We start from the raw sequence: 18,501 nt of genomic DNA, 5'->3' as shown, positions 1-18,501 counted from the left end.
TATTTTCATGTTTGTGTGAATTTTATTCGTTTGTTTTCATGTTTATCCAGTCCTAATATGCGAGTTGTGCATCAAGCAAACCATTTAAGGAGACTGACATCATGGCACTACATAATCTTGGCTACCCTCGCATTGGCGACTTTCGAGAATTGAAGTTCACGCTCGAAGCCTATTGGAAAGGCGAAAAGAGTTTGCAGGAATTGGAGGCGCAAGCCAGAGAAATTCGCTATCAGAATTTTCAAACGCAAATCAAAGCGGGGGTGGAGTTGATTCCGGTTAATGATTTCGCTTACTACGATCAGGTATTGAACATGAGCACGCTGTTGGGCGTGATTCCCAAGCGTTTCCGCCAAGAAAATTTTGATGTGGAAGTGGCTTTTCGCATGGCTCGCGGCCGTGCGCCTTCCGATGACGGACACGGCTGTTGTGCTGGTCATGGTCATGATACTTGTGAGTCCAAAGCGGATTATGCCGGCGCGATGAAAAAGTGGTTCGACACCAACTACCATTACATCGTGCCTGAGTTGGAAGACGATACCGAATTCACCATCACCGACACACGCTTGTTTGATGAAGTTGCGGAGGCGCTGGTCTTAAAACAGGATGCATCGAATATCGATTTCAAGCCTGTGTTAGTAGGCCCAGTAACCTATTTGTATCTGGCTGAAAACAAAGGCACGGAGATTCCCAAACTCAGTCGTTTGCCTGCATTGCTAGAGGTCTATGCGCAAATACTGCAACGCTTGGCGACGCAAGGCGTCGAGTGGGTGCAAATCGACGAGCCGATTCTGGTACTGGAGCTAGAAGCTGAGTGGCAAAACGCCTTTAAAGAAGCCTATCAAACGCTGGCGCAATCTCCAGCCAAACTGCTTTTAGCTACCTACTTTGAAACGCTGGGTGACAATCTTGGTTTAGCATGTCAGCTTCCCGTTGCTGGGTTGCACTATGACGGTTTGCGTGGCGCGAAACAATTGGATGAAGTGATTGAGCAATATCCCGCAGGTAAAGTTTTGTCCATCGGTTTGGTGGACGGGCGCAATATCTGGAAAGCCGATATCAATGATGCCATTGAACAGCTGCAAGAGGCCAAAGCTAAGTTCGGCGACAACCTGTGGATTGCACCAAGTTGTTCGTTGTTGCATGTGCCGGTCAATTTGGAAGTGGAAACTAAGCTGAATCCCGAGTTGAAAAATTACCTGTCATTCGCCAAACAAAAATTGGGTGAAATCAAACTACTGAACGATGCGTTGCATGACAAGGCAGATAAAAAATCGCTAGAAGACAATCGACAAGTATTGGCAGCAAAAGCAAACTCCAAGCTGATTCACAATGAGCAAGTACAAGCCCGTTTAGCCAAGCTGGATGATATTCCGCTGACGCGAGATGAACCCTATGCCGTTAGAGCGATTCTGCAAGTTGCCAGATTTGATTTGCCATTGTTCCCGACCACCACCATTGGTTCTTTCCCGCAGACGCAGGAAATTCGCCAAGCCAGACGCAGATTCAAAAATGGCGAGATTGACGAGTTGGAATATATTGAAGCCATGCAGGCGGAGATTCGCGATGTTTGCGAGCGTCAGGAACGCATCGGTATTGATGTCTTTGTGCATGGCGAACCGGAGCGCAACGACATGGTCGAATACTTTGGCGAGCAGTTGGATGGCTATGCCTTTACGCAATTCGGTTGGGTGCAGTCCTATGGTTCGCGTTGCGTCAAACCGCCGATTATTTTCGGGGACGTGTCGCGCCCGTTGCCGATGACCGTCAACTGGTCAACCTATGCGCAAAGCCAGACCGACAAGATTATGAAAGGTATGTTGACGGGGGCTGTGACGATGTTGCAATGGTCGTTCGTGCGTAACGATCAAACCCGTGAAACCACTTGTAATCAAATCGCGTTAGCGTTGAGAGATGAAGTGTTGGATTTGGAAGCTGCTGGCATTCACATGATTCAAATCGACGAAGCCGCGTTGCGCGAAGGCTTGCCATTGAAAAAATCCGATTGGGATGATTATCTCTATTGGGCGGTCAATAGCTTCCGCCTCACGACTTCCGGGGTGCAGAACGACACGCAAATCCATACTCATATGTGTTATTCCGAGTTCAATGACATTATTCAAGCGGTGGCGAAAATGGATGCCGATGTCATTACCATCGAAACCTCTAAGTCGCAGATGAAATTGCTGGATGCGTTTGTCGATTTTCAATATCCGAATGAAATCGGACCGGGGGTTTATGACATCCATTCACCGAATATTCCAACGGTTGAGCAGATGGTGGATTTGATTCAAAAAGCTGCCAAAAACATTCCAGTGGAAAGACTTTGGGTGAATCCCGATTGCGGACTTAAAACCCGTGGTTGGAAAGAAACCGAACCGGCGCTCGTCAATATGGTGGAAGCCGCGAAGATTCTTAAAAAGCAGTTTGAAGAAAAAATTCAAAGCGCTTAGTTCATTTTAAATATTTAAAAAACTGCCAGGTTGGGTCTGGCAGTTTTCTCAAAAAGCCTCTCTTTTAAATCTTACGATTTACTTCATACAAAAAGCGCATCAAAATCATTATGATAAAACTTTATCTTCCTTTGTTAGAGGTGCGTGATGTCAAAGCTGGTTTTATTGCGACATGGGGAATCTGTGTGGAATTTGAAGAATATCTTTACCGGTTGGGTGGATGTGCCTTTGTCGCAAAACGGCATTAAGGAGGCGGAAGCCGCCGGGAAACAAATCGCGGATATTGCGTTTGATGTGGTGTTCAGTTCCATGCAGATTCGCGCGATGGAAACGGCGATGATTGCTCTTGTGCAATCCCATAGCCAGAAAACGCCGGTGGTGTTGCATGACGACTCGGAAATGAAAGACAAAACCGGCATTTACAGCGAGGAAACGCTGGCGAATATCTTGCCGATTTATCACAACTGGCATTTGAACGAGCGCTACTACGGTGAGTTGCAAGGACGCAATAAAGCGCAAGTGATGGAAGAGTTTGGTGATGAGCAGGTGCATATCTGGCGCAGAAGTTATGATGTGCCGCCACCGAATGGCGAGAGTTTAAAGGACACGTCGGAACGCACCATTCCTTTTTTTGTGGAGAGCGTGATGCCTTTGCTGACGGAGGGCAAAAACGTGTTGGTGTCGGCGCATGGCAATAGTTTACGCTCAATCGTGATGTTGATTGAAAACCTGTCGAAAGATCAGGTGCTTGAGTTGGAGATTCCTACCGGCACGCCATTGTTGTATGAGTGGGCGGATAACAAATTACACAAAAGAGCATTGGCTTAAAACTGCCAGAATAATCGCTAAAATCTACCAGGTTGGGGTAAGTCTATAAGCGTGATAGACATCACTTGAACTGCAACCACTTCGCCGAAGAGTTCGGAAGAACACTGATAGTCGAAAAAATCACCGCAGACACATAGGGCACCATCTGCACCACCAGCACAATACACCAGACCAAGGTTTCCACTGAGCGGAAACCAACATGCCAGCTAATGCCGATAAGCAGAAGAGCGAGGAATGTGAAGAGTATTGCTTCTTGTGCAACATTTCGCAAAGCCTGAGCGATAGGGGCAACGTTGGCTTGCTTTGGCGTGCGCAAAAAAGGCATTTGTCGCCCTACAAACAGACCATAGAGTACCGCTTTTGCAATGGTGTGGGAGAGTGACAATCCGGCGATAGCAGCCGCCACGGCAGTGCTGAATCCGGCATGCATGCGCGTTCGGTAGAGAATCAGCATTTTCGACAGCTTGAAGATGAAAAACAGAATCGGCACCGCAGAAACGAGCATGCTGGGGGCGTTGAAGCGCACAGGGTCGCTAATCATCAATATCGACCAGGCAATGGCGAGCAGGGTGAATACGAAATTAAAACCGTCAGCAATCCAAGGCAGCCATCCGGCAATAAAGTGATAGCGCTGTCCCAGATTCAAATGTGTTTTGTTGAGGAAGAGCGCCCCAGCATGTTCCCGTAGGATTTGCATGGCACCATACGCCCAGCGATAGCGCTGCTTTTTGTAGTCGACAAAGGTGTCGGGCATCAAGCCTTGTCCATAGCTGGTAGGTTCATAAGCGGCTTGGTAGCCGTGCTCAAATATCTTCAAGCCGAGTTCGGCATCTTCGGTGATGGTGCTTTCACCCCAGCCACCGACTTCTTCCAACACACTGCGGCGCACAATGGTCATGGTGCCGTGTTGGATGATGGCATTGCGCTCGTTTCGCGTAATCATGCCGATATGGAAAAAGCCTTTGTATTCCGCGTAGCACATCGCTTTGAAGGCGTTTTGGTCAAAGTCACGATAGTCTTGAGGAGATTGGACGATGGCGATTTCCGGGTCGTCGAAATGCACGGCCATCTGCTTGAGCCAGCCGGGTTTGACCTTATAGTCACTGTCGATAACGGCAATGGCTTGTGCGTCCGCATGAGTGTGTCTGAGGGCGAAATTCAGCGCGCCGGCTTTATAGCCCGCAAGCGGCGAGACATGGAAGAAACGGAAGCGCTCCCCCAGTGTTTCACAATGGTTTTGTACGGGTTGCCATACGGCTTCATCGACGGTGTTGTTGTCGATTACCAGTACTTCAAAATGCGGGTAGTCCAGCTTTGATAGGGCGTTGAGCGTGTCGATCATCATATCTGGCGGCTCGTTATAAGCAGGAATATGGATGGAAACGAACGGCAACTTGTGGTGTTCTACCGGAGTTGGGGATGCTAAATTCAGGTGGCGTCGTTTTTGCAACCATAAGGCTTCCGCCCATTCATGCGCTTCGACCAGAATCACCAACCAAACGCCCATGATGCCTAACATCAGCATCAGCCCGACGGTCCGACTTATCCAGTCCTGATAGAGCAATGAATGTTGGTACAGCACCCAGATGATGACTGACGATGCCATGAACGCCACGCCAACCAAAAAGGTACGTCCACGCTTCTTGAGGCTGCTGCTGTCCATGAGTAAGAAAATCACCAAAAACACGGCGAGGAGGATGGAGGAGATCGCCAGAATACGCCACTGTTTGATGGGAATAATCGGACGGTAGAATTCAAACTTGGGTTTACGTGAAACGTCATAGACACCCCAATAGGATCCAGCAGCGCCTTCCAGCTTTGCTTTCCAAGGTTGGTCGAAGGCTTCCATAACATAGTAGACATAGCCTTCTTCACGGGCTTTGCTGATGAAGCGGCGTAAAAAGATTGCCTCATTTTCTTTGGAAGCATGCGCTCTGCCGATGCTGCGACCGTTACTCGGCCAGCCCACTTCGGCGATGACAATCGGTTTGTTGGGAAAGGCTTGTTTCAATAAATTCATCTTGTTGACGATGTAGCCCACCGCCTTATTGACGGAAATGCCTTCCCAATAAGGCAGCATGTGTACCGCGAGGAAGTCGACGTGTTGTGCCAGCTCAGGGTGTTTGAGCCAGACATGCCATGGCTCAGCGGTACTGACAGGGACTTGGATGTCTTTTCGTAATTGGTCCAGATAGGAAATCATCTGATCAACGGTTAGATCTTGTCTGAGTATGGCTTCGTTACCGGCAATCACGCGAACCACATTGTAAGGGGGGCGTTGCACGATGTTTTTCAGTCGGGTCAGTTCGCGCTCATTGGCATCCAAGTCTGCTCCGAGCCAAGCTCCCAAGGTAATATTGATGTTATGTTTTGCTGCCAGTGCGGTAATGTCACCTAAGACGCCATCGACGGAATAGGTTCTAATGGCATGCACACGTCCAGAGAGCAATGACAGGTCAGCATCAATCGACTTTTGGTCGGGATAGGTGTCTGAAAAAGGACTTTGGTCATCATGAAAAGGCGAGAAGGCAAACCCGGGTATGGTGGCAGGCCATGAAGGCTCTTCAAGCGGCTTATTGAGATAGGCGTATGAACCAAAAGTGAACAGCGTGAACGACAGGACTATCAGCAGGTTGTACACGAGGTCATTTTTTAAGTTTTTCTTTTCGCTCATATTTCTCTCAGGATGGCAAAAATGTTATGGAATCCGGGCAGATTTCAAAATGAAAACAATCAGTCGTTAAAATGCATCAGTTTTGAGAGGAAATACCAAACCTGGAGAATTAATGTTCACCCCGCTCGTTGCGCCATCTCAGTTTTATATATTTGAAAAGCAGTTTTATTTTAGACGGATACATTAAACAAATGTAATGTTAATTCGGTCTTTGTGGAATTATGAGGGTGTCACCTTAAACAAAGCTTAATTAAGGTGACTTTTTTGGTTGGAAAATCACAGATCGCTTAAAAGCGTTCGGTGTCTGCTGTAAATGTCGCTTACGCCTTCAAATAGACAGCAAATGTCGATCTCCAAAACGCCTGCGATTTTGGTTAAATGCTCAATATTGAAGTGTTTGTTGTTCAAACCGATTTCAGCGGTTGAAACGATGCCGACAGAGTCATGCCCAAGTTCATGGGCAAGTGCAACTTGAGAAAATCCTTTTTCTTGTCTGTGTCTTTTGACGTTTTGTCCAATTCTTAGGTGAACATTGCGAATCCATTCCTTCTTTTCATCATTGTTTTTTTTGTTCATAGAGTGCTCACAACAAAACTACCTATTGCTAGGTATGTTTATGCTAGAATGAATTTTCTTCGCCTACCTATAGGTAGTTTTGGAGAAAATAAACGCAGTTAATGCGGTGTAATTTATTTTTTCTATAAGTGGATAAGGTGTTTTTCGGAAGTAAAGGAATACTGAAGAAAGCGTTGTGTAAAACATTTAGAAAGTTACCTGATCGAATGTTTTGAACCTTATTTAGGCGGTTCAATTAAGTATGTTTGATTGCAAGACTAAAACCTGAAAAATACTCATGATGAGGATTAACAGAAATGGCTCAAACAGAGAGCGAAAGTCTAATTGCATGTGATTTTTTGGCAAAGAAGTCGTTCAAGGGTCTAAGGTTCTATCACGTTTTGTTTGAATCTTGTCAAACCCCGGTTGTGCTTCTAAGTCCAAACGGAAAGATCATTTGTATCAATACGCCGGCTTATGAGTTTTTAAGCTTGGCGGAAAGTGCTATCGATCTTTATTTCCATGAATTACTATCGGCCGATAGTATGGAAACCTTTACCAATTTCTTAAATACCGTGGAAGCTTCTATTGTTGATCAAGTGGTGTACCAAAACCATGTTTTCGAGCTTCAAGGTGGTGGTTTTTTTACGCTCAATAGTCAATTATTGAAGCCGGAATCTTCAGGCGACCCCTACTGTCTGGTGTACTTGAACCGGATTCCTGAAGAACCTACGACGATTCATTCTTTATATCTTGCAAATGCTTTAATCGACCAAGTTGCTGATGGCATTTTGGTGATGGATGCACAAGGCAGAATCATCAAATCGAATAAAGCATTTACTGAAACAACGGGCTATGAGCAAAGGGAAGTGCTCAATCAACGGCCCGCCCTATTCCGTTCCGGCGTACATGATGAAGACTTTTACCTAAACATGTGGAAAAGTCTGGATGATTGTGGAAGCTGGAGAGGAGAGATCTGGAACCGACGAAAAGACGGAACCATTTATCCCGGCTGGCTACAAGCCTCAAAAGTTGTGGACAAGCTTTCCGGCAAACCCTTTTATGTTTGCGTTTTAGCCGACATGAGTGAACGCAAAGCGGATGAAAAGCGGCTGGATAGACTGGCTTACTATGATTCTCTGACGGGGTTGGCAAACCGAATGCTACTCGACAGCTTTGTCGAAAACAGTATTCTGGAAACGCAGAAAAATGCGTCTGGAAAAATCGCTCTTCTATTCATCGATTTGGATAAATTCAAAACGGTTAATGATCACTTCGGGCACAGCGAAGGGGATTGGATTCTCGGAGAAGTTTCCAAAAGAATTTCCTTTTACACGAAGACATCAGATTTGGCCTGCCGATTCGGCGGAGATGAGTTCGTGATGGTGATGACGAAAATCACTCGCGACAGGAGTGTTGTAGAAGCGGCGGAGAACCTCATTCGCAGACTGTCTAAACCTTACGTCCGTGGTAAGCACATCCACCGATTGACAGCATCCATCGGCATTGCCTTTTATCCGGAGCATGGTGGCAGTGTAGAGGAGTTGCTACGACGAGCGGACTCTGCCATGTGCAGAGCTAAAACTCAAGGACGAAACAGCTATCAGTTTTTTGAAGAAAGAGATGAGCAAGAACTGATTGAAATGAACAAGGTAGCGCATTTGATCTGGCAGGCGATAGAGATGCCGAAAAACCATATCGAAATGCATTATCAGCCAATATTTCACAAGGACAGTTTTGATTCGCCAGTGGAATATGAAGCCTTGATTCGCCTCAAAAATGAAGAAGGCGAGTTGGTTTACCCGCAACACTTTATTGAGTATTCCGAGCAGAATGGTTTGATTTCTCAGCTGGGCTTCGCTTTGTTTGAAAAGGTGTGCGACGATCTTGTTGCAAAGAAGTTGGATAACAATATCAAGGTCGCCATCAACCTGTCTCCTGTGCAGTTGGACAACCCCAAACTGGTCGAGAAACTCTCTGCGATTGCGCATCAAAAATCAGTACCCATTTCCCGCTTCAATTTTGAAGTGACGGAAACCGCTATCATGCACAACTTGAGTTCCACCATTGCCGTTTTGGAGCAGTTAAGGAAAAAGGGTTGTCATATTTTGTTGGATGATTTCGGAACGGGCTATGCCTCGTTGGCAATTCTGAAAAGCCTACCGGTGGATATTGTGAAAATTGACCGCGCTTTTGTGAACGACATAGAAACCTCAAGCGAAACACAAGAGATGGTAAAAGCCATGATAGGCATGTCGAAAGCCATGAACCTGAAAGTGTTGATTGAAGGTGTCGAGACCGAAGCGCAAAAACGTTGGCTGGAGAACAAAGAAGTGGATTTGTTCCAAGGCTATCTGCTTGGGCGACCTGCGCAATTTATTTGAGAAGATTTACGTTCTTAAAATCTGCTAGGTTGGGTATGGATCGTATTGGCAGTGAGAAAAAGAGCGCTTCAACGAGGTCAATTGAAGCGCATAAATTCTAAGCTAGGAGAGCTTATTTATTATTTTGAGGAAATATCCATTCCTTTCATACGATTAAGGGTGTTGTCCTTATCGATGAAGTGATGTTTCAACGCACCGGCAATATGTAGTGCAATCGCACCGATCAAAATATCACCCACTAAACTGTGAACCACTTTACCCGCTTGAGCCAAAGGCGCATTCAACGGAATCATTTTTGTCGGATCGTCAGGGTTCGGGTTTGGTGCCACCAACTCTAAACCGAAGAACGGAATACCATAGCCGCCTAGGCCAGACATCATCATCCCGGAAATAGGCATCAGGATAGTTCCGATAATCAACAACCAGTGAACGATTTTCGATAGGCTGATTTCAACCGGCTTGTACTGTCTGACAGGCTCCAACCAGCCGCTTTTCATACGGTTGTAGAGGCGCCAAAGAACAAATACCACAATCAGCACACCAAAAGATTTGTGCCAGGAGTATAAAAAGAAGCTCTTGGTCTCGTGCATATAGACACCGACCGCCAAGAGGCCAATCATAAAGGTGGCGACCACCCAGTGAAGAAAAATAGTTTGTTTACTGAGCTTGCTATAGGTATCCACGTTTGACTCCTTAGGATTGAAACAGGGCTGAACGCACGTGTTTTCGCGCGTTGGTCGTTAGGATTTTAGCAAGACATTTTTGCATTTTTGTTAGTGTTTAGAGAATTCATTGTTGTTGAATCAGCAAGAATACCTTTTTGAGGTAGACGTAACTCTATTCTCACCCACAAAATCTGCCAGGTTGGGGGGGAAAGTGGCGACGAAGATGGCGGTGAAGATGTTGGCGAAAGGGCTGACCTTAAACATATTGCCTCAAAGGTTTTGAGTGCGATGATTGAAAAGTGGGTGCCGCCATTCGATTGATTGACCTCTACCAAGAGGGCAACTTGTGTAAGAGTGGCAGTTGTTCGGCACTGTCAGTGTGTCAGTTGCGATTCGCATCGCAGGGTTTTTATAGCGCGGTTACTCAAATATATGATGCATCATGGCATCAAATGCAGCTTTATTGGTCGGCTTTTTTAGAAAACCGTCTATGCCAACTTCATAGCATATCTCAAGTGTTTCCTCATCATCGTTTCCACTTAAAGCGACGATTGGCGTGTTAATACCGGATTGTCTAATGTTTCGAGTGCATTCAAAGCCATCCATACCCGGCATGACCAAGTCCATCATAATGACGTCAAAGGATTCTTTTTTTAGTATTTCTAAGGCCTGTTCACCCGAAGCGGCAACGACGGGATGATGGCCAAATTTCTGAAACATGGCTGACTGAAGTTTTTGCAGTACTACTGCATCTTCAACCAGCAATAGTTTTAGTGAGTGCACTTGTACTCCATTGATTTACTCTAGGCGTCTTTTTTCTTTGTTAAAGCGTATTTATTATGATCCAACACCTCAGCGTCACCTAAAGTGAAAAACGCCATTTCGGTTTGTAAGCTTTCCGCCTGCTCTTTCAAGTGCTCGGCTGCAGCGCTTGTTTCTTCAACGAGAGCCGCATTTTGTTGCGTTAGGCTGTCTATCTGGCTAATAGCTTTGTGGACTTGTTCAACGCCATCGGCTTGTTCTTTAGAGGCTTGAGCGATTCCTGAAACCATTTTTGTAACCGTATCAATGGAGTCATTAATTTCGTGGAGCATTTCACCGGACTCTGAAGCCAGTGTAGATCCTTGATTGACTCGATCGACCGTTTCTTCAATAAGTTTTTTGATGTCTTTCGCCGCATCGGCCGATTTTTGGGCAAGACTGCGGACTTCTGAAGCTACGACCGCAAAACCACGACCATGCTCACCTGCGCGAGCGGCTTCTACTGCAGCGTTGAGCGCGAGTAGATTTGTTTGGAAGGCAATGCTGTCGATAAGCGTGACTATGTCTGCAATCTTGTGGCTGGACTCTTCAATGGCATTCATCGCATGGATGGTTTGTTCCATCGTACTAACACCTTGAACCACTTTTTTCTGAACGTCTACCGAAACTTGGCTGGCTTCTTGTGCATTGTTACTACTACTTTGCACTTGTGAATTCATTTGTTCCATCGTTGCAGAGGTTTGTTCCAGTGCGGCAGCCTGATCTTGAACGCGACTACTAAGATCTAATGAACCTTGTGAAACTTCTTGCGCAGCATGATTAACCGCATCAGAGACCTCTATCGTCATTCCGACGACTTCTTTGATTTTTTGTGTGGAAAAATTGATAGCATTTTTTAGATCGTGAATTTGTCCTTTGAAAATGCCTGGAGGTAGTTCTTTGGTTAAGTCGCCTTGTGCTTGAGCGGACATGACATCTCCTATCGCACTCATGACGCCACCTAAAACGTTCATGGTTCTGTTGATGGTGTTTCCGAGTTCTTCCAAATCACCAGGTAGGACTTCAATTCGGTAATTGAAATCCCCTTCTTCAATGCGCTCAAGTACGCGGATAATATCATCGATATTTTTCATTTCATCGGTTTTATCTATCCACTCAACAACATAACCCACTTTTTGCTCGTTGCGAATAATAGGTACTACTGTCAGTTGCAGAATTAAATCTGAAACATGTAAATCACCAATCCAAGGCTTCATAAGCGTGCTGAGCATTTGTCTCTGGTGCGCAGGATTTTTATGGAATATATCCATATTGGAATTGACGACTTTATCAGCCTTGAAGTTAGGCAGTGCTTTTTGCAAAGCAGCTTCGTTGTGTTTAAACATCTCTACAAGAGATAGGTTAATGCTTTTGATATTAAAATCTGCATCTGCGACCATCAGGTTGGTGCTGGCGCTATTCATCGCAGTGGTTAAAATGGCAGAGTTCTTTGCGGCATCGTAGTTTTTTGCTTCTGATTCGGCAACGCGTGTACGCAACATATTTAGCAGAAAGCCAAGTTCGGTTTTATCGTCTATGGCTTGTTGAAAATTGCCGTTGGCAAGGTTTTCGATTCCAGTTTTTAATTTGGAAGAGATACCTAAAGATTTTAAAGTAAACCATGCTGCGCTGCTAATGGAGATCAAACTTAAAGCAATTAAGCTTGCGGATAGAGTCGTAAGCTCAGAATTAAAGCCTAAAGCAATAATGGTCAAGAAAGTTACTAGGACACTGATGCTCGGTAGTAAAAGCTGCTTGAGTTTAGAGTCTTGTTTCGTCCACGGAAAACTGGCCTTTCCTGCTTTAATATCTGCATAGAGTTTGGAAGCAGACTGTTTTTGTTGCTCAGTAGCAGGATATCGAACGGATAAATAACCTGTGATTTTACCATTTTCTATAATAGGAGTGGCATTGGCCATTACCCAATAGTAATCACCATTTTTGCATTTATTTTTCACTACGCCTTGCCAAGGATGACCAGCTTTAATTGTTTCCCAGAAATCTTTAAACGCTTCTTTGGGCATATCAGGGTGGCGCAGGATGTTGTGAGGTTTACCTACGAGTTCTTTGTCATCATACCCAGAAGCTTCGCGAAATCCTTCATTATAGTCGATGATATTTCCGAACATGTCTGACGTAGATAAAATAACTAAGTCATTAGGCAGAATATATTCTTTTCCTGTACTCATTTCATTAGAGCCTCTCAGAAGTTATGTGGATGAATTCAAACAAGTAAAGTTTTTTAGGTATTCTTACTCAGTTGGAGTTAGTATAACGTTAAAGTTTTTCGATGTGACATAAAAGAATTTGATCAATAGACATAAAAACCACTTCGGGAAACTCTATGGGGTTAGAGGTTGGCTCAAAACGAGAGTAATTGCGCGCCTGTTGACCAAAGTTTCTGGATTTGTTCTTGAAAAAGATTGAAATCACCGTTGCTAAAAAACTCGGTGGTGCCCGTTTGAGAACTATCACTGAGAAGATGTTCAGTTTTCAGGCGTCTAACGGTTTCTTTGGCAACGGCCAATTCCGTGCTAATGACGGACACCTTCTCTCCTGCAACCTTTTCAATGATGGGGGATAGGTGGGCAAAGTGTGTGCAACCAAGGATAATGGTGTCGGCACCTTTGTCGATCAACGGGTGCACATATTCTTCTACGGCTTTCACGGCTTCTTCGCTTTCCAATTTCAAGGCTTCCACCAAGCGTACTAGCTTGGGAGAGGGTTGTATTTCCATATGAGCATTGCCCGCCACGCGCTTTGCCAGTGCATCAAAAGCATGGCTGGTGAGGGTTTTTTCGGTTGCCAGTACGCCAATCACGCCTGTTTTAGTGTGGATGGCAGCGGGTTTGACGCCCGGTTCCACGCCAATAAAGGGTAAATCATATCGTTCCCTGAGGGTTTTGATGCTGACCATGGTCGCGGTATTGCAGGCGACGACGATGGCTTTGACATCTTGGGACATCAGAAAATCCACTACCGCCAAAGAGCGTTGCAAAATGGTGTCCTCGGATTTTTCACCATAGGGGGCGTAAAAGGTGTCCGCGACATAAATAAGTTTTTCGTTCGGGAGCAATTCTCGGATTTTTTGGGCAATCGGCAAGCCGCCAATACCGGAATCAAATACACCAATAGGTCTGGAATCAGTCATATTTTTATTTGTTAGTATCGAATGTGTTTATTTTAATCGTCATGGCGCACTCGTTGCCGGAGATTTTTAATCTGACTGCGCTGTTTTTTCTCGTCCACCCGTTTGAGGCGTGCGCTTTTGCTTGGACGAGTGGCAATGCGTGCTTTGGGTCGCACGGCGGACTCTTCTAAAATCGCTCGCAATCTTTCCAAGGCATCTTCTTTGTTGGCGGCTTGCGTACGGTAAGACTGCGCTTTGATGATAATCACACCATCTTTGGTAATGCGGTGATCGGATTTTCTCAACAAACGCTGTTTAAAGTCTTCAGGCAGAGATGAAGCCTTGATGTCAAAGCGCAGATGAATGGCGGTTTCCACTTTATTGACATTTTGCCCACCAGCACCCTGTGCTCGCATGGCATGCCATGTGATTTCGGATTCTGGAATGATTTGTCCGGTGGAAAGTCTCAGCATCGCTAGCTCTGGTTATTTTGATTCTGTTTACGTAAGCGCAATTTGCCCGCCGCAATCACCAAGCCGATAAAGATCAACGCCAGCCCCAAAAAGTCTGAAGCGGTGATCTGCTCGCCAAGGAAAATGACCGACAATACCAAACCGAATGCCGGAATCAAATGAATAAACGGGCTGGAACGATTGGCGCCGATTAATTCCACTGCCTTATTCCAAAACAAATATGCGAGGATAGACGCGAAAACCGCAACATAAGCAACGGTGAGCGCCAAGCTAGTATCAATATGCACCGGGCGGTTTTGGATAAAGGTTTCCATCAGATAGAAAGGCAACAGTCCGACCACACCGACAATAACGGTCATTGCAAAAAAGCCACTACCACCAATGCCCGCTGGCTTTTTGTGGAGTAACACCGAATAGAGCGCCCAGCTGATAACACCGCCCAGCACCCAAAGCACACCAGGGTCGTTCTCCAGCCCAGAAAGGTTGGCAATGTCTCCATGGGTAAGCACCAATAGCACCCCCGCAGCGGAAACAATTAAGCCCAGCACCTGCAAGAGCTTAAGGCCGTGCCCAAGCAAGATTGCCGACAATAACATGATGAAAACAGGGCCCGCCGATAACAGCAACAATGCGTTGACCGCTGTTGTGGTTTGCAAGCCAAGGTACACCAATGTGTTGAACGCGCCGACACTGAACACGCCGTAAACAATCATTAGCCCCGGATGCTGACGCATCAACGGCCATTGCTGTTTCAGGTCTTTCCACGCCCAAGGTATGATAAAAATCGCCACCGCTGCCCAACGCCAAAATGCCAAACCGATTGGCGGCACATGCGCATGCACGGCACGCGCCAATACAAAATTTCCTGCCCAAAACAAGGTTGTCAGTACCAATAAAAGATAGGCGAGTCTGTGATTTTGCATGGAGTTGTTCCGTGTATTTTTGAAGTCACAATTATAAAAGTTAAATTAGGGTGGAGGGGGGTAATTTGTGGCAGATCCTTCAAGATTATTGAATAAAAAATCAAAACGGTAATCGCAGTTTTAGGAATATTACCTATTGTTTGTTTAAAAAATAAATGTAATATTATCAGTGTATTAGGCAATATCTATGCTTGATACTTCAAAAGACATATAGCCGCTGTTTGATAAATTACATTCTCTAACGTACTTGAATCCAAGGTTTTCACTGCCCACGGGCTTGATAGAAAAGGAGTCAGTCCATGTATTCAAATATCGTCACAAAATTGCTTGATAAAGCCGGTGTCGCCATTAATGGAAGTAACCCTTGGGACATTCAGGTGTACAACCCAAAATTTTACAGTGAAGTCGTGCTGAGAGGGTCTTTGGGGTTCGGCGAAAGCTATGTCAAAGGCTGGTGGGATGTTGAGCAGCTTGAGAAAAGCATATCCAAAATCCTATCCGCCTCTTTGCATGAAAATGCCACTCTGCTGGGTGATTTCTTTTCCAAGGTCAATGCAAAATATCGCAATCTACAAAAAAAATCTCGCGCCTTTCAGGTGGGTGAACATCATTATGATATTGGAAATGATCTATATCTTAAGATGTTAGATAAGAGAATGGTCTATAGCTGTGGTTATTGGCAGGATACCGATGACCTTGATCAAGCGCAGGAAAATAAGCTGGAGTTGGTTTGTCGAAAAGTGCATCTCAAACCCGGTATGCGCATTCTGGAGATCGGCTGTGGTTGGGGAAGTTTCGCTAAATATGCCGCCGAAAAATATCAGGTGGAAGTGATTGGCGTGACAGTCTCCAAAGAGCAAATGAAACTGGCTCAAGAAAACTGTGCTGGATTGCCGGTCGAAATTCAATTGATGGATTACCGAGATTTAACGGGCGAATTTGATGCGATTGTTTCCATCGGTATGTTCGAGCATGTCGGTCATAAAAACTATGCAAAATACTTTGAAGTGGCCGAGCGTTGTTTGAAAGACGGGGGTCTTTTTTTATTGCATACCATCGGTAAAAACGACTGCAATCCCGGCGTTAATCCTTGGACGGCAAAATATATTTTTCCTAATGGCGAACTCCCTTCACTGGAACAGATTACCCATGCCGTAGATAAAACCGGCATGTATGTAGAAGATGTTGAAAACTTCGGGGTTTATTACGAAACCACTTTGATGGCTTGGTTCGATAACTTCAATCGTGCCTGGGATAGCCTTAAAGACAAATACAGCGAAGAGTTTTATCGACTTTGGAAATTCTATTTACTGTCCTGCGCAGGTGCGTTCAATGCGAGAGATATCCATCTTTGGCAGGTGGTGATGAGTAAAGGGAATATGCCGCAGGTCTATAAACGAAATGCGCTTTGAGGCCTAATTGGGAAGACAGCTTTCTGGGTTTATGGATTGCGTGATATTAACTTGCGATACTGGTTTGGAGTGATGCGCACTATCTGTTTAAACTCACGCGTCATGTGTGCTTGATCGGAAAACCCATGTTCCAAAGCCATTTCGGATAGCTCAACATTCGGTTGATGTTTCAGATTGGTTTGTACCCGGCGGATACGAGCAATACGTTGGTAATGTTTTGGGGTGATGCCGAGCAGTTTGCGAAAGCGTCTTTCCTGCTGGCGTTGACTGATGGTCATTTGAGATTGAGCTTCTTCCGATAGTCTCGCAGTTTGTGTTAAATCCAAACTTTCCAACCAACGGTAGAGTCGAATAATACGAGAAAAGTGATTAGGACTTTTCGCCAGAGCATGATGCAGGGTTTTGAGTTCAGCGTTCAAGTCACTTTCCGGCAAGCCAAGCGGCTGGTCGTATAGCTCGCCAAAAATACCAAACCCCACGCCGGGATAAAATCTCACGCCTGCCAACTGAGTACCGGGTTGCCAAGTCTTGGAGTGTGATCGGGTTTCAACCGGCGACAGAATCACTTTTTCCGTAAATAGTGAGTCATCCATAATGATGTTTTCAGTCAGATTGAAAAGAATACTGCTACAGGCGTCTGCCGGTAGCCATTGCGTTTGCGGAGATGTATTTTCGGTGGGCACGGAAAAAGACCAGATGCCCTGCACATAAGGCGATAGTTTTCCTTGAGGCTGAAACAACCTCAAAGAAAAGTTTCTGTTTGATGAAAGGTTATTTTTTGCTGGGCTGATAGCGTCCAACCTCCGGTTTAAACACTTTCACAATGCGATTCCAACTATTGATCGCATTAATGGCGATAGTTAAATCTACCAGACTTTGTTCGCCAAAGCTATCCAACGCTTGTTGGTAACGCTCGTCGGAAATTGGTTGACCGGATGTCACTAATTCTGCCCAGTCCAAGGCTGCTTTTTCACGATCAGAGTAGAGCGGCATATCTCGCCATGCGCTCAAGCCATAAATGCGCTCTGCGGTTTCACCTAGCAGCAAGGTATCTTTGCTGTGCATATCAATGCAAAAAGCACATTGGTTTATTTGCGAGACTCTTAGCTTGACCAGCTCCCAAGTGATGACGGGAACCGTCTCGCTTTGTTTGAACTGTTGGCGAAGGTACCCCTCTTGTTGATGAAGAATTTCAATTGCTTTCGGCGAAATGGCTGCGTAGTTGATGCGTGTCGTCATTGTTGTGCCTCCTGTTGTTACACAGAATTTATGTTAGGCACTTGTTCAATGGATTTATTGAAGAAAAACGACATGTGAAATTTGGCTATGAAAATCTGCCAGGTTGGGGCATAACGAGGTTTTTTGAGGCATGACCGCTATCGTTGATAATTTAGGATAACGCCTTTGAATTCTGTGTCTAGGCTTGCTTGCTGCTGTTCGTCCAGCTTTTGTTGGCTATGGCTGAAACCCTTAGCCACCATTTCCTTGCTGAATTTGGCATGATTGCCGCGGCCGGGGTCTACCAAAATCACTTCGGCTGTCGGATTGGCGTGGCGGTCGATAAACTGCGACAAAAGCTCGATATGGTTCGTTTCATAGAGTAAATCTGAGCCGATTATCAGGTCAAAATATCCTAAACCTGAATGCTCGTCGTTCCAATTTGTTGTTAAAAAAGGAATCTCCTTTTCTTGATTGAGCCGAGCATTTTCCACCAGAAACTTGCCTGCCTGCGGGTGAATGTCCGTCGCTGTAATATCCGCATGACGCGCATTTAGCAATAGGCTAGAAAGCCCCAACCCACAACCGACCTCTAAAATCCGCTTTCCTTTAATATCGAAATGCTCCATCTCATTTGCCAGCACGATGCTAGAAGGCCAAAGCACGCCGAATATTGGCCACTGTGCAGAAGAAATACCCATGCCTTCGGCTTCACCAAACGGGTCATAAAACTGTTGGTTGTCTTTCAGACTGCGGATATGAATATCGAATACATCAAATTCGATAGTTTGATAACGGATACGGAAGCCGGACATATAAAGCCTTTACAGTTGCGATATGTGAATAAAAACGCAACAAGAAAGACTCAGTCGACTAGGTCGCTACGTGGGAAGGTATCTACTATAACTTGTTGAAACTCAGGAGTAAATGGAATTTCCAATCAAGAGAATGTTGAATTGGGGTTTGAATAATTTTGCTCTGACCTCTG

Annotated in this window: 15 protein-coding genes; 4 read left to right on the top strand and 11 right to left on the bottom strand. The window is 45.3% G+C overall.

The window, feature by feature from the left end; genetic code table 11:
* Window positions 1-101: 101 nt before the first annotated feature.
* Together metE and HVMH_RS10900 are read left to right on the top strand one after the other, a co-directional pair.
* Complete coding sequence (metE, locus tag HVMH_RS10905; protein ID WP_029912074.1) at window positions 102-2,450, top strand: 5-methyltetrahydropteroyltriglutamate--homocysteine S-methyltransferase; 2,349 nt, start codon at window positions 102-104, stop codon at window positions 2,448-2,450.
* 147 nt (window positions 2,451-2,597) lie between these two features.
* Window positions 2,598-3,278: a 2,3-bisphosphoglycerate-dependent phosphoglycerate mutase gene (locus tag HVMH_RS10900; protein ID WP_029912077.1), complete on the top strand. Its 681-nt coding sequence runs from the start codon at window positions 2,598-2,600 to the stop codon at window positions 3,276-3,278.
* Window positions 3,279-3,339: 61 nt separating this feature from the next.
* Here HVMH_RS10900 and HVMH_RS10895 read toward each other — a convergent pair whose 3' ends face one another.
* Window positions 3,340-5,952 (bottom strand): glycosyltransferase family 2 protein, encoded by a 2,613-nt coding sequence (locus HVMH_RS10895; protein WP_051623095.1) that lies wholly within the window; start codon window positions 5,950-5,952, stop codon window positions 3,340-3,342.
* A 276-nt stretch (window positions 5,953-6,228) separates the two neighbouring features.
* A complete protein-coding gene (locus HVMH_RS10890) occupies window positions 6,229-6,528 on the bottom strand; it encodes a helix-turn-helix domain-containing protein (protein ID WP_051623096.1) in 300 nt (99 codons plus the stop codon).
* 296 nt (window positions 6,529-6,824) lie between these two features.
* Between HVMH_RS10890 and HVMH_RS10885 the strand changes: the two genes are divergently transcribed.
* Entirely contained in the window at window positions 6,825-8,891 is a 2,067-nt protein-coding gene (locus tag HVMH_RS10885; RefSeq protein ID WP_029912080.1) for a putative bifunctional diguanylate cyclase/phosphodiesterase, read from the top strand.
* A 119-nt stretch (window positions 8,892-9,010) separates the two neighbouring features.
* On the opposite strand, the gene HVMH_RS10880 is transcribed toward HVMH_RS10885, so the two are convergent.
* The 6 genes from HVMH_RS10880 to HVMH_RS10855 all read right to left on the bottom strand — a co-directional run bounded on the left by HVMH_RS10880 (window position 9,011) and on the right by HVMH_RS10855 (window position 14,883).
* Window positions 9,011-9,574: a cytochrome b gene (locus tag HVMH_RS10880; protein ID WP_029912081.1), complete on the bottom strand. Its 564-nt coding sequence runs from the start codon at window positions 9,572-9,574 to the stop codon at window positions 9,011-9,013.
* Between the two features lie 402 nt (window positions 9,575-9,976).
* Window positions 9,977-10,339 carry a response regulator gene (locus tag HVMH_RS10875; RefSeq protein ID WP_029912083.1) on the bottom strand — a complete coding sequence of 121 codons (363 nt, stop codon included), beginning with the start codon at window positions 10,337-10,339 and terminating at the stop codon, window positions 9,977-9,979.
* A gap of 20 nt (window positions 10,340-10,359) precedes the next feature.
* Complete coding sequence (locus HVMH_RS10870) at window positions 10,360-12,546, bottom strand: methyl-accepting chemotaxis protein (protein WP_051623097.1); 2,187 nt, start codon at window positions 12,544-12,546, stop codon at window positions 10,360-10,362.
* 173 nt (window positions 12,547-12,719) lie between these two features.
* The gene (gene murI, locus HVMH_RS10865; RefSeq protein WP_029912090.1) at window positions 12,720-13,508 is read right to left on the bottom strand and encodes a glutamate racemase; all 789 of its coding nucleotides are present in this window, start codon (window positions 13,506-13,508) and stop codon (window positions 12,720-12,722) included.
* Window positions 13,509-13,540: 32 nt separating this feature from the next.
* The gene (arfB, locus tag HVMH_RS10860; RefSeq protein WP_029912095.1) at window positions 13,541-13,960 is read right to left on the bottom strand and encodes an alternative ribosome rescue aminoacyl-tRNA hydrolase ArfB; all 420 of its coding nucleotides are present in this window, start codon (window positions 13,958-13,960) and stop codon (window positions 13,541-13,543) included.
* A gap of 2 nt (window positions 13,961-13,962) precedes the next feature.
* A complete protein-coding gene (locus HVMH_RS10855) occupies window positions 13,963-14,883 on the bottom strand; it encodes a DMT family transporter (protein WP_029912098.1) in 921 nt (306 codons plus the stop codon).
* Between the two features lie 299 nt (window positions 14,884-15,182).
* Here HVMH_RS10855 and cfa point away from each other — a divergent pair, with 299 nt between their 5' ends.
* Window positions 15,183-16,295 carry a cyclopropane fatty acyl phospholipid synthase gene (cfa, locus tag HVMH_RS10850; protein ID WP_035629039.1) on the top strand — a complete coding sequence of 371 codons (1,113 nt, stop codon included), beginning with the start codon at window positions 15,183-15,185 and terminating at the stop codon, window positions 16,293-16,295.
* A 29-nt stretch (window positions 16,296-16,324) separates the two neighbouring features.
* On the opposite strand, the gene HVMH_RS10845 is transcribed toward cfa, so the two are convergent.
* The 3 genes from HVMH_RS10845 to HVMH_RS10835 form a co-directional block, all read right to left on the bottom strand.
* On the bottom strand, window positions 16,325-17,035 hold the full coding sequence (locus HVMH_RS10845; RefSeq protein ID WP_332102814.1) for a helix-turn-helix domain-containing protein: 711 nt from the start codon (window positions 17,033-17,035) through the stop codon (window positions 16,325-16,327).
* A 31-nt stretch (window positions 17,036-17,066) separates the two neighbouring features.
* Window positions 17,067-17,534, bottom strand: coding sequence for a carboxymuconolactone decarboxylase family protein (locus HVMH_RS10840; RefSeq protein ID WP_029912112.1), 468 nt, complete (start codon window positions 17,532-17,534; stop codon window positions 17,067-17,069).
* A gap of 137 nt (window positions 17,535-17,671) precedes the next feature.
* Window positions 17,672-18,328, bottom strand: coding sequence for a class I SAM-dependent methyltransferase (locus HVMH_RS10835; RefSeq protein WP_029912117.1), 657 nt, complete (start codon window positions 18,326-18,328; stop codon window positions 17,672-17,674).
* Window positions 18,329-18,501 lie beyond the last annotated feature (173 nt).

The sequence above is a fragment of the Hydrogenovibrio marinus genome, from assembly GCF_013340845.1.
GTDB classification, from domain to species: domain Bacteria; phylum Pseudomonadota; class Gammaproteobacteria; order Thiomicrospirales; family Thiomicrospiraceae; genus Hydrogenovibrio; species Hydrogenovibrio marinus.
This window is presented reverse-complemented; position numbering and strand designations above follow the sequence as displayed.

Bases quoted from the DNA above. Each gene is read 5' to 3' on its own strand.
- metE (WP_029912074.1), top strand. From the start codon at position 102: ATGGCACTACATAATCTTGGCTACCCTCGCATTGGCGACTTTCGAGAA.
- HVMH_RS10900 (WP_029912077.1), top strand. From the start codon at position 2,598: ATGTCAAAGCTGGTTTTATTGCGACATGGGGAATCTGTGTGGAATTTG.
- HVMH_RS10895 (WP_051623095.1), bottom strand. From the start codon at position 5,952: ATGAGCGAAAAGAAAAACTTAAAAAATGACCTCGTGTACAACCTGCTG.
- HVMH_RS10890 (WP_051623096.1), bottom strand. From the start codon at position 6,528: ATGAACAAAAAAAACAATGATGAAAAGAAGGAATGGATTCGCAATGTT.
- HVMH_RS10885 (WP_029912080.1), top strand. From the start codon at position 6,825: ATGGCTCAAACAGAGAGCGAAAGTCTAATTGCATGTGATTTTTTGGCA.
- HVMH_RS10870 (WP_051623097.1), bottom strand. From the start codon at position 12,546: ATGAGTACAGGAAAAGAATATATTCTGCCTAATGACTTAGTTATTTTA.
- murI (WP_029912090.1), bottom strand. From the start codon at position 13,508: ATGACTGATTCCAGACCTATTGGTGTATTTGATTCCGGTATTGGCGGC.
- arfB (WP_029912095.1), bottom strand. From the start codon at position 13,960: ATGCTGAGACTTTCCACCGGACAAATCATTCCAGAATCCGAAATCACA.
- HVMH_RS10855 (WP_029912098.1), bottom strand. From the start codon at position 14,883: ATGCAAAATCACAGACTCGCCTATCTTTTATTGGTACTGACAACCTTG.
- cfa (WP_035629039.1), top strand. From the start codon at position 15,183: ATGTATTCAAATATCGTCACAAAATTGCTTGATAAAGCCGGTGTCGCC.
- HVMH_RS10840 (WP_029912112.1), bottom strand. From the start codon at position 17,534: ATGACGACACGCATCAACTACGCAGCCATTTCGCCGAAAGCAATTGAA.
- HVMH_RS10835 (WP_029912117.1), bottom strand. From the start codon at position 18,328: ATGTCCGGCTTCCGTATCCGTTATCAAACTATCGAATTTGATGTATTC.